Source organism: Erythrobacter cryptus DSM 12079, assembly GCF_000422985.1.
In the GTDB taxonomy this organism is placed as follows: Bacteria; Pseudomonadota; Alphaproteobacteria; order Sphingomonadales; family Sphingomonadaceae; genus Erythrobacter; species Erythrobacter cryptus.
The window spans coordinates 312,516-323,645 of record NZ_AUHC01000002.1; the positions used below are offsets into that span (position 1 = coordinate 312,516).

The window sequence follows — 11,130 nt, forward strand, 5'->3', positions numbered from 1 at the left end:
GGCCGCGGCTTCAGAACGAGGCCGTGACCGAGACCACCACGGTTGCGTCGGCGATCTCGTTGCCCGCCAGGGTGGCGAAGTTGGGCAGGAGATAGGCGCTTTCGGCGCGCGAGATATCGGTATCGACATAGGCGACCGAGAGCGTCAGCCCCTCGATCGGACTGAGATCGGCGCCCAGCGACCAATCGAAATAGGTGCCGGTGGGGGCGATGCTGGTGCCGTTGGGGCCGAGCCCGCGGTTGCCATCGGAATAGCCGATATGGGCCTTGAGGCTGAACGGGGTATCGGGGATGCCATAAACCGCATCGGCAGCCAGATAGAGGTTGTCCTCCTTGTCGCCCGGATCGTTGGGCGTGCCCGCCGCGGCGGCAGCGCCGGTGAAGAACACCCGGCCGAGCGCCTGCTGCTGCGGCGCATAGGCAACCGTGCCGGTGAGCGAGAGCGGCCCGACATCGCCCGAAAGCTTGGCATAGAACTCGACGAAATCGGTTTCGTCCGCCCCGCTCGGATACATGAACCAGGTGCCGCCGATATCGAGCGTGCCTTCACCCACCGGGAAGGCGAAGCCGGCGAAGATGTCGAGCTCCATATTGGCCCCGCCGAAGGTGCCCCAGCCGGCGAGGTTGGAGGCCCAGGTGCCGATATAGGCACCGCTCGAATGGCTGATGGTAAAGCCGCCCTGGATCGCCATCCCCTCGTCGGACTGCGAGACCCCGCGGAAGCGGTAGTCCGAAGTCAGCGTGGCGCTGCCAGAGATGGTGATTTCCGATTCGGCTTCGTCTTCGGCGCGGCTGGCCACGGCCAGATCGACCGGGGCGATGGCGCGCAGCGTGGCCGGGACTTCGCTTTCGCTTGCGCCGGTCTCGATGGCGGGGCCAGCCGGGGAGATGCTGCCTGCTGCGGCCTCATCCACGGTTTCAGCGGCATAGGCAGGCGCGGCAAGCCCGGCGAGGAGGGCGACGGCCGAGGCGGCCGAGGCGAAACGGATCAACATAAGGAACGCTCCATGAAGAGGGTTGGATCGTTCCACCTGCGGGTCGTGGAACGCCTCTGTTGATCATCGGGCGTTTCTCACGACTGACCGATTGCGTTTACCGCATTGCAGCAACGGCACAAATCTTTTGCGGTAAGCCGCAAGTGCTTTCCTTTTGTTGCGTTGCAATCTTGCATCACTTGCATCATCGGCCCAGTCGATCCGGCCCGGGTTGGCCAGGTCGCGAATCGTCCCACGCCTATTTCGGCGGCATCCTGATCGCGCCGTCGAGCCGGAACTGGTGGCCGTTGATATAGCTGTTGCGCGCGATTTCGAGCACCAGCGAGGCAAATTCCTCCGGCTCGCCGAGGCGCTTGGGGAAGGGCACCGAGGCGTTGAGCGCGGCCCACATCGCCGGGTTGCGATCCTTCATCCCCAGCATCAGCGGGGTGGCGAAGATCCCTGGCATCACCGAATTGACGCGGATGCCGAGGTCCATGAGGTCGCGCGCCATCGGCAGCACCATCCCGTTCACCCCGGCCTTGCAGCTGCCATAGATCACCTGGCCGATCTGCCCGTCCTGCGCGGTGACGCTGGCGGTCAGGATGATGCAGCCGCGCTCGCCATCTTCGTTGAGCGCAGGGGCATTGGCCATGCCCAGCGCCGAGATCGAGGCGACGCGGTAGCTCGCCACCAGGATGCCTTCGGCGCCGAAGGCAAAATCCTCGGTCGGAAGGCGGCGATAGGCGCCGGCCTCCTTGTCCCAGCCCAGCGTCTTGCCGCGGCGCGAGGCCATGGCGCAGTGGAGCGTCACGCGCTCTTGCCCGTTGGCGGCGCGGGCCGCGGCAAAGCCGGCCTCGACCGAGGCCTCGTCCATGATATCGACATGGTGGAAGGTGCCGCCGATCGCTGCGGCATGGGCTGCGCCGGCCTCGTCATTGATGTCGAAGATCGCCACCTTCATGCCCGCAGCGGCAAAGGCCGCCGCGCTCGCCTTGCCCAGTCCGCTCGCTCCGCCGGTGACCACCGCCGCCATGCCCGGTTCGATCTTCATTGCCTGCTCTCCCTTGTGTGTGCTTGCCGATGGGCTAGGCCCAATGCCCGCCCACCAGCACCTGTGCAATTGGTGAATCGCGCGCGGGTGGGCGAGGGGAGAGCGCCCGCAATTGTCATCAAAGCTTTATGCCATGGTCATGCCGCTGTTATGGAGCCCGCCTAGGGCAAGGCGTGCCTTTGGTCGGCGCCAGGAAGGAACACGAGAATCATGACCATGCGCCCTTTTCACGGCTTTGCCCTGCTTAGCCTCGGACTTGCGGCGGCCTGCGCCACGGTTCCGCCGATCACCGGCGATCCGGCGGTGGAGGTTGTGGCCGTGGCCGAGACCCCGCCGGTTGGCACCGCCAGGGGCGATGCCGCCGACGATCCGGCGATCTGGCGCAATCCGGTCGATCCGGCGGCGAGCCTCGTGGTCGGCACCGACAAGAAGGCCGGGCTTTATGTCTATGATCTCAAGGGCGCGCAGAGGAGCTTTCTGGCAGCGCCGGGGCTCAACAATGTCGATCTCATCGAGCTTCAGGATGGCCGGGTGCTGGTGGCGGCGAGCGACCGCAGCGATCTTGCCACTGTCAACCTGTTCCTCGCGCTGCTCGACACCGCCACCGGGCAACTTGCTCCGGCCGGGCGCATCGCCGTCGGCCCGGGTGAGGGCTATGGCATCTGCATGATCAAGCCTGATGAGGGTGATGCGATCATCGCCTTTTCCGCACCCAAGGAGGGCACGATCTACCAGACCCGCATCACCATGGTGAACGGGGTCTTTGCCGGCACCACCACCACGCTCGCTCAGGTGCCGACCCAGACCGAAGGCTGCATCGCCGATCCGCGCACCGGTGCGCTCTATATCGGCGAGGAGGATGCCGGCATCTGGGCGATCGACATTGCCAGCGGGGCCAAGCGCATGGTCGCGCCGATCGACAACCGTATGCTGGTGGCCGATGTCGAGGGCCTTGCCATCGCCCCGGAAGGCAAGGACGGCGGCTATCTCGTCGCCTCCTCGCAGGGCGACAATGCCTATGCCGTCTTCCGCCTGCCCGGCATGGAGCCGGTGGGCCGCTTCCGCATCGCCAGGGGCGCCTTCGGCAGCGTCGAGGAGACCGACGGGATCGAGCTCGACAACCGCGGTTTCGGCGCCGATTTTCCCGCTGGCCTGTTCATCGCCCAGGACGGGATGAACGCGCCCCAGGCCCAGAATTTCAAATATGTCCGCTGGGACGCGGTGCTTGAAGCGCTGGGCGCGCGCCGATAGGGCTTGGCCCATGACCATGCCCGCCGCGCCCTTCGCGCCCCACCGCCGCAGCTTTCTTGGCGCCACCGCCTCGGCCTTTGCCGCACTTGCTGCGAGCGGCTGCATGACCCGCAGCGCCGATGGCGCTACTGCCCGCGCCAGCGCCAGTCCCGATCCCGGCGGTTTTGCCGGCTATGGCCCGCTGCTTCCTGATCCTGCCGGGCTGATAAATCTGCCGCGCGGCTTTTCCTACCGGGTGATCTCGCGCCTCGGGGACAGGATGGATGATGGCGGCACGGTGCCCGACCGCGCCGATGGCATGGGCTGCTTTGATCTTGGCGATGGCACCATCGCGCTGGTGCGCAACCACGAGCTTCAGCCTCGCCACGATGGCGGCGGGCCGATCGCCAGGGGCTATGGCACGCGCGGCGGCGTGGTGCTGCCGGGGGGCACCACCACCATCGTGCTCGATGCCGAGACCCTTGCGATCCGCCGCCAGTTCCGCAGCCTTGGCGGCACCATCCGCAATTGCGCCGGCGGCATCACCCCGTGGGGCACCTGGCTGACCTGCGAGGAGGCCCCCACCGGCCCCGGCCAGCGCGGCGGGGAGGGCCTCGAGCAGGATCACGGCTGGGTGTTCGAAGTGCCGGCAGCGGCGCGCGGGCTCGTCGAGGCCCGGCCGCTCAAGGCCATGGGCCGCTTCAACCACGAGGCCGCCGCGGTCGATCCGGCCACCGGCGTTGTCTATATGACCGAGGATCGCGACGATTCGGTGCTCTATCGCTTCATCCCCCGCGTGCCCGGGCAGCTCGCCGAGGGCGGGCGGCTCCAGGCAATGGTGATCGAGGGCCTTGCCGACACGCGCAACTGGGCCGCGCCGCTGATGCCGGTGGGGCGCAGCTATCCGGTGCGCTGGATCGACCTCGATGAAGTCGAAGCGCCGAAGGACGATCTGCGCCAGCGCGCCGCCGCGCGCGGCGCGGCGCTGGTCGCGCGCGGGGAGGGGCTGCACATGGGCGAAAACGCGGTGTTCGCCTGCGCCACCAATGGCGGGGCGGCGCGGCTCGGGCAGATCCTCAAGCTCACACCCGGCCTTGCCGGAGCGCCCGACCAGGTCGAACTGTTCTTCGAGAGCGAAAGGCCCGATCAGTTCAATTATGGCGACAACCTCACCGTTGCCCCCAATGGCCACCTCATCGTCTGCGAGGACCAATATACCGAGGTGACCGACAACCACATTCGCGGCATCACGCCCGCGGGGCGCGCCTACAACCTTGCGCGCATCGCCATCCAGGCCGAGCTTGCCGGGGCGTGCTTTTCGCCCGATGGCAGGTGGCTGTTCGTCAACGCCTATTCGCCCACGATGACGCTGGCGATCACCGGCCCCTGGGCGGCCTGAGCGCGCCAGGGCAGGCGTGGACAGCTTTCTTCTCGCCCTGCTTCTGGTCTTTGTCCTGGCGCTTGGCGGGCGTGACCAGCGCCTGGTTGCCCAGCTTTCCGAGGCGCTGGGGCCCTCTGTGCTGCTGCTCGCGGTCGGCTGCGCTGTTGCCGCCGTGAGCGCCGGGGTGATGGCCTGGCTCGGGAGCGAGATTGCCGCGCTCCTGCCACGCCGCGCGGCGCGGATGCTGGTGGCCTTCGCGCTCGGCTTTGCCGCGCTGGAACTGGCCCTGCCGGTGCGCCTTGTGCCCCTGCGCGAGCCGACCCGCTCGCTCGGCGCGCTTGCGATCGTGCTCCTTGCCCGCCAGCTTGGCGATGCGGCGCGCTTTGGCGTCTTTGCCCTGGCGGCGGGCGCGGCCCTTCCGCTTGGCCCCGGGCTGGGCGGAGCGCTCGGCGGCGCGGGCGCGCTGGCGCTGGGCTGGAGCCTTGGCGCTACAGACCTCGCGCGCTGGCCGCTCGCGCTGATCCGCCGCCTCATCGCCGGCCTTCTGCTTGTTGCGGCAATACTGATCGGATTGAACGCGCGTTACGCGATGCTGTGATCGATCCTTTCGATCATTGAAAATGGGATAATTCCGAAACCAAATCCTCGCTGAATCATTATATTAACCTACAGCAAAAATTGCGCAGATGTGCCGCAATTGCAAAGATACGGAGGAATATATGGCTGATGCCAACACCAATTCGAGGGCCGCTCTGGTGGCCGAGCTCAACGGTCTGCTTGCCGATCATTTCGCCCTGTTCGTCAAGACCAAGAATTTCCACTGGCATGTCAGGGGGCCGCGTTTTCGCGATCTTCACCTCTTGTTCGACGAACAGGCGCTCGAAGTGCGCGATCAGATCGACATCATCGCCGAAAGGGTGCGCAAGCTCGATGCCGAAACCCTGACCTCACTGGGCACGCTCGCCAAGGCAACGCAGATCGCCGATCAGGACAGTGCGAAGCTTTCGGCCGAGGACATGATCGCCGAACTGCTCGCCGACAACCAGAAGCTGGTGGCGCGGCTCAAGGCGATGAAGCCGCTCGCTGAACAGGCCGGCGACAATGCCACCGACGGGTTGATCGACGATTGGACCGACATGGCCGAACAGCGCGTGTGGTTCTTGCGCGCACTGCTGGGCTGAGCCGCGCCCGGCTGGCGAAAAGCGCGGCCGAGCGATTGCCGCGCCCGGGCGGGCTGCTATGCTGGGCGCCATGGACGGGATCAGCATCATCGAAAGCGCCCCTGCGGGCGCCATTTCTGCCTGGCTGGCGGCGCGGCTCGCAGCGGCCGGGGGTGGGGCGCTGACGATTCCGGGCGGCAGCACCCCTTTTCCGATACTCGAGGCGCTGATCGCGGCGGGCAGCGTCGATTGGCGCGCTTTTGACGTCTGGCCCAATGATGATCGGCTGGTGGCCGAGGATCACGAGGCCTCGAACACCGGGCGCATCCGCAAGCTGCTGGCGCCCTTGGGGGCACGGATCGTCGCGCTCGATGAGGCGCTCACACCGCCACATTTCGCGCTCACCTGGCTCGGCATGGGGGCCGATGGGCACATCGCCTCGCTGTTTCCCAACACCGATCCACGCGCCGACGATCCGCGCCGCATCATCCGCATCACCCCCGATCCGCTGCCGGCCCATGCGCCGTTCGATCGCATCACGCTCACCATCCCCGCGCTGGTGGACAGCGATGCGATCGTCTTCACCCTCGGCGGGGCAGCGGACAAGCGCGCCGTGCTTGAGGCGGCGCGGCGCGGCGAGAATGATCTGCCGATCGCCCGCCTGCTCGTCGCGGCAAGGGCGCGCGGCCTTCCTGTCACCGTCTTTGCCTGATGCCGCTGCGTCTGCCCGCCCCGCTCCACCGCGCGCTGATGCCGCTTGCCCACGTTCTGCGCCACCGCTGGCGGCGCTGGCGCCGGGTGCCGATTGCCGGGGTCAGCGTGATCGTCACCAATCTTGCCGGCGATGTGCTGCTGCTCAAGCATTCCTATGGCCCGCGCGAATGGGGCCTGCCGGGGGGCGGCCTGCGGGCCGGCGAGGATCCCATCGCGGCAGCCCGGCGCGAGGTGCGCGAGGAACTGGGGATCGAGCTTGCACGGATCGAGCCGGTGGCCCGGCTCGAGGAGGAGCTGTCCGGATCGCCCCACACCGCCCATGTCTTTGCCGCGGTGTGCGACCAGCACCCCCGGCCCGACCGGCGCGAGGTGATCGAGGCGCGCTTCTTTCCTTCCCACTCGCTGCCCGAACCGCTTGGCGCTGTCACCCGGGCGCGGATTTCGGCCTGGCGGGCGCGGGGGCTGCGCGATTAGAGCAGGCTGAGCTGCGCCGCGTCGCGCGGGCGCGGCCTCGTATCGGCCCCCTCGAGCGCGGAGAGCGCCAGCCCCATCAGCCGGATCGGTCGTGGCAGCGGCAGCTGCGGACCGAGCAGCGCGCGCGCCGCATCGGCAAGCGCGCGCCTGCTGGAGAGGGGCTGGGGCAGGGTGACGGCGCGGGTGCACAGGCGAAAATCGGTAAAGCGCAGCTTGAGCGTCACCCGGCGCCCGCGCGCGCCTGCCGCAGTGATGCGTTCCCACAGGATATCCACAATCTCGTCCAGCCGCGCGTGCAGCGCCTCAGCGCCCACGACATCGGCGGCAAAGGTGCGTTCGGCCCCGATCGATTTCCTGATCCGGTGCGGCTCGACCGGGCGCAGGTCGATGCCGCGCGCGGCGCGATAGAGATAATCGGCCATGCTGCCGAAATGCGCGCGCAGGAAGGCGATGTCCTTGGCCGCCAGATCAGCCCCGGTGTGGATGCCGAGCGCCCGCATCCGCTCCTCGGCCTTGGGGCCGACCCCATGAAAGCGCCTGATCGGCAGGCCCGCGACAAAGGCCGCGCCCTCGCCCGGGCGGATCACGCACAGGCCATCGGGCTTGTTCTGGTCGCTCGCCAGCTTGGCGAGAAACTTGTTGTAGCTGACCCCGGCGCTGGCGGTCAGCCCGGTGCGGGCGCGGATGCCCTGGCGGATGAGCTCGGCAATCCGCGTGGCGCTGCCGATGCCGAGCCGGTCGGCGGTGACATCGAGATAGGCCTCATCAAGGCTGAGCGGCTCGATCAGATCGGTGAACTGGGCAAAGACCGCGCGGATCGCGCGGCTCGCCTCCCTGTATGCCTCGAAGCGCGGGGGCACAAAGACGAGATCGGGGCACAGCCGCCGCGCCGTGGCCGAGGGCATGGCGCTTCGCACCCCAAAGCGGCGCGCCTCATAGCTTGCCGCAGCCACCACGCCGCGCCCGCTCGCCCCGCCCACCGCCACCGGGCGCCCGCGCAGTTCAGGATGATCGCGCTGCTCGACGCTGGCGAAGAAGGCATCCATGTCGACATGGATGATTTTCCTGAGGCCCGGCGCGGCGGCGCTGTCATCTTCATGGGGCGGCAGAGCCTGTGCCATCGGGATGCGAAAATAGCGGCTTGGGCAGCGCGAAGGAAGGATTGCTGGAACGATCGGCAAGGCCTGCCATTTTGTGCACATGCGAAAGGAACATTGGTCAAGCGGGGAACCGATGGGCAAGGGCGCCGGCGTGCCCGGCCCCTCTGCCCCGATTCCCGCCGCCCGCGCGGGCCAGCGCCCGCCTCTGGGTGAGCGCGAGCTTTTGTGGATGATGGCGATGCTGATGGCGCTCAATGCCTTTGGCATCGATGCGATCCTGCCCGCGCTCGATGCGCTGGCGGACGACCTTGGCGTTGCCGGCAATGCGCGGCAATTCGTGATCGGGGTCTATCTGTTGACCGGGGGGATCGGCTCGCTGGTTCCGGGCGCGCTGGCTGATCGCTTCGGGCGCCGGCCGATCCTGCTCGGCGCGGTGGCGATCTATGTCGCGCTCTCGGCCGCCTCGGCGCTCGCGCCGTCCTATGACGCGCTGATCGCGCTGCGCGCGGCGCAGGGCTTCTTTGCCGCGGCGATCATCGCCCTGCCGCCCGCAATCATCCGCGACCGCGTGGGCGGAGACCGCATGGCGCGGATGATGAGCCTGATCTTCGTCATCTTCCTGATGGTGCCCGCGATCGCGCCGAGCATTGGCGAGGCGATCCTTCAGCTTGGCAGCTGGCGCGCGATCTTTGCCGCCATGGCGCTCCTTGGCATTGCGGTGGGCCTGTGGGTGCATCTGCGCCTGCCCGAAAGCCTTGCGCCAGCGCATCGCCAGCCGATCCGTCCCGGCGCGATTGCCGCCAACATGCTGCGCGCGCTCTCCACCCCCAGCGTCACCGGCTATGTGCTGGGCAGCGCGCTGGTGTTCGGGGCGCTGTTCGGCTTCATCAACTCGGCCCAGCAGCTCATCAGCCACACCTTCGGCGCCGGGCCGATCTTCCCGCTGGTGTTTGCCGCCTGCGCCGGATCGATGGCACTGGCAAGCTGGTCAAATTCGCGCATCGTCGAGCGTTTCGGCGCGCGGCGGGTGAGCCATACGGCGCTGTTCGCCTTCATCGCGGTGAGCAGCGCGCAGGTGATCTTCGCCTTCCAGCCGCACGAAGCGCTGTGGCAATTCGCGCCGCTGATGGCGATCAACATGGCGCTTTTGGGCTTTATCGGCAGCAATTTCGGGGCGATCGCCATGACCCCGTTCTTTGCCATCGCCGGGGCGGCGAGCAGCGCGCATGGCTTTGTCCGCATGACCATGGCGGCGCTCCTGGGCGGGGCAATCGGCTATGCCTATGATGGCACCGCAAGGCCGCTGGCGCTGGCGCTGCTGGCCTCGGGCCTTGCCTGTCTTGTCCTGGTGCTGTGGAGCGAGAAGGGGCGCCTGTTCGGCCCTTCGGATGCCGAGCTCGCGCGCTAGCTAGTCCGCGCCCAGCCGCCGCCAGGCGAGCGCGGCAAATTCGCACAGGAGCGGCCGGGTGTCGCGCGGGTCGATGATGTCCTCGACATTGAACCGTTCGGCCGAGCGGAAGGGCGAGGTGACGCGGGCGAGCCGGGCGCGGATGCTGGCGAGCAGGGCCTCAGGGTCCTCGGCGGCTTCGAGCTCGGCCTTGTAGGCGACCTCGAGCCCGCCGGCGATCGGCAGGCTGCCCCAGTCCCCGCTCGGCCAGCAATAGCGATATTGGTAGCGATCAGCGTTGCTCATCGCGCTGCCGGCAATGCCATAGGCGCGGCGCAGCACCACTGACGCAAGCGGCACGGTGGCGCGGTAGATCGCGTTCATGGCGTTGACGCCATAGCGGATGGTGCCGGCCATCTCCGCCTCGCGCCCGATCATGAAGCCGGGATTGTCCACCAGGTGGACGATCGGCAGGCGGAACAGATCGGCGAGCCTGACGAAGCGCTCGACCTTCTCGGAGGTCTTGGCCTCCCACGAGCCGCCAAGGTAGCTGGGATCCGAGGCGATGACGCAGACCGGCCAGCCATCCAAGCGGGCGAGCGCGGTGATCGCGGCGCGGCCCCAGTGGCGGCCGATCTCGAACACCGTGCCGGCATCGAACACCATCTCGAGGCAGCGGCGCATCGAATAGACCTGCTTGGGATCGCGCGGCACGAGCGAAAGCAGCGCCTCCTCGCGCCGGTCGGCAGGGTCGCCCGTCTCCACCCGGCGGGCCTGCTGGCCGACATATTCGGGCATGAAGCCAAGGAAATAGCGCGCCCGGGCAAAGGCTTCGGCCTCGCTTGCCACCTCGTCATCGACCACCCCGTTGCGGGTGTGGATGGCGCTGCCGCCGAGCGCTTCCTTGGCCTCCTCGTGGCTGGCGGCCTCGCCCTTCCAGGCATCGCCGAGGCCATCGACCACGGCCGGGCCAGCGGCAAAGAGCTGTGAGAGGCCCTTGACCATGATCGAATAGTGGCTCGCCACAGTGCGCGCCGCGCCCAGGCCCGCGGTCGGCCCCAGCGCCAGGGCGACCACCGGCACGGTCTCGAGGTTTGTCACCACATCGCTCCAGCCAGGCACGGCGGGGATATAGGTGGCGCCGATCTGCTCAAGCGTCTTGACGCTGCCGCCCCCGCCGGTGCCGTCGATCATGCGGATGATGGGGAGCTTGAGTTCATGCGCCATCATCTCGGCCTGCACCATCTTGCGCGCGATCCCGGCATCGGCCGCCCCGCCGCGGATGGTGAAATCGTCGGCGGTGGCGACCACGGGGCGCCCGTTGATGAGCGCCTTGCCGAACAGGAAGGGGGCAGGGGTCAGGCTGGCAAGCTCGCCCTTCTCGTCATAGGCGCCGCGCCCGGCGATCTTGCCGATCTCGCGGAAGGAGCCGGGATCGCACAGCGCGGCAAGGCGAGCGCGGGCATCCATCTTGCCGCGCGCGTGCTGGCGGGCGACCTTGTCCGGCCCGCCCATCGCCTCTGCCAGCGCCTCGCGGCGGCGCAGCTCCTCAAGTTCCTTGGCCCAGGTCATCGATTCCGTTCCCTCGCGGGCAGGGGTTAGGGGATGGGTGTTGCTCCGTCGAGAGGGCGCAGCCCCCAACCCCCGGCCCCGCCCC

The 11,130-nt window shown here is 68.1% G+C and carries 11 protein-coding genes; 7 read left to right on the plus strand and 4 right to left on the minus strand.

The window, feature by feature from the left end:
* Positions 1-10 precede the first annotated feature (10 nt).
* Both G524_RS0104330 and G524_RS0104335 read right to left on the minus strand, forming a co-directional pair.
* On the minus strand, positions 11-994 hold the full coding sequence (locus G524_RS0104330) for a TorF family putative porin (RefSeq protein ID WP_084625046.1): 984 nt from the start codon (positions 992-994) through the stop codon (positions 11-13).
* A 238-nt stretch (positions 995-1,232) separates the two neighbouring features.
* Positions 1,233-2,027, minus strand: coding sequence for an SDR family oxidoreductase (locus tag G524_RS0104335; protein WP_027442611.1), 795 nt, complete (start codon positions 2,025-2,027; stop codon positions 1,233-1,235).
* 210 nt (positions 2,028-2,237) lie between these two features.
* Between G524_RS0104335 and G524_RS0104340 the strand changes: the two genes are divergently transcribed.
* The 6 genes from G524_RS0104340 (at position 2,238) to G524_RS14950 (ending at position 6,986) form a co-directional block, all read left to right on the plus strand.
* Positions 2,238-3,278 carry a phytase gene (locus G524_RS0104340; protein WP_051220896.1) on the plus strand — a complete coding sequence of 347 codons (1,041 nt, stop codon included), beginning with the start codon at positions 2,238-2,240 and terminating at the stop codon, positions 3,276-3,278.
* Positions 3,279-3,288: 10 nt separating this feature from the next.
* Positions 3,289-4,656: an alkaline phosphatase PhoX gene (locus G524_RS0104345; RefSeq protein WP_027442613.1), complete on the plus strand. Its 1,368-nt coding sequence runs from the start codon at positions 3,289-3,291 to the stop codon at positions 4,654-4,656.
* 16 nt (positions 4,657-4,672) lie between these two features.
* Positions 4,673-5,236, plus strand: a complete 564-nt coding sequence (locus G524_RS0104350; RefSeq protein ID WP_027442614.1) for a hypothetical protein — start codon at positions 4,673-4,675, stop codon at positions 5,234-5,236.
* A gap of 121 nt (positions 5,237-5,357) precedes the next feature.
* Complete coding sequence (locus G524_RS0104355) at positions 5,358-5,819, plus strand: Dps family protein (protein ID WP_027442615.1); 462 nt, start codon at positions 5,358-5,360, stop codon at positions 5,817-5,819.
* A 70-nt stretch (positions 5,820-5,889) separates the two neighbouring features.
* Positions 5,890-6,510: a 6-phosphogluconolactonase gene (locus G524_RS0104360; protein WP_027442616.1), complete on the plus strand. Its 621-nt coding sequence runs from the start codon at positions 5,890-5,892 to the stop codon at positions 6,508-6,510.
* The gene (locus G524_RS14950) at positions 6,510-6,986 is read left to right on the plus strand and encodes an NUDIX hydrolase (protein WP_036857330.1); all 477 of its coding nucleotides are present in this window, start codon (positions 6,510-6,512) and stop codon (positions 6,984-6,986) included. The genes G524_RS0104360 and G524_RS14950 overlap by 1 nt, the downstream gene beginning before the upstream one ends.
* On the opposite strand, the gene dinB is transcribed toward G524_RS14950, so the two are convergent.
* Complete coding sequence (gene dinB, locus G524_RS0104370; RefSeq protein WP_027442617.1) at positions 6,983-8,107, minus strand: DNA polymerase IV; 1,125 nt, start codon at positions 8,105-8,107, stop codon at positions 6,983-6,985. The two genes, G524_RS14950 and dinB, sit on opposite strands and share 4 nt — an antisense overlap.
* 112 nt (positions 8,108-8,219) lie before the next feature.
* Between dinB and G524_RS0104380 the strand changes: the two genes are divergently transcribed.
* A complete protein-coding gene (locus G524_RS0104380) occupies positions 8,220-9,494 on the plus strand; it encodes a multidrug effflux MFS transporter (RefSeq protein ID WP_036857331.1) in 1,275 nt (424 codons plus the stop codon).
* On the opposite strand, the gene G524_RS0104385 is transcribed toward G524_RS0104380, so the two are convergent.
* Complete coding sequence (locus G524_RS0104385; protein ID WP_027442619.1) at positions 9,495-11,045, minus strand: acyl-CoA carboxylase subunit beta; 1,551 nt, start codon at positions 11,043-11,045, stop codon at positions 9,495-9,497.
* Positions 11,046-11,130: the final 85 nt, after the last annotated feature.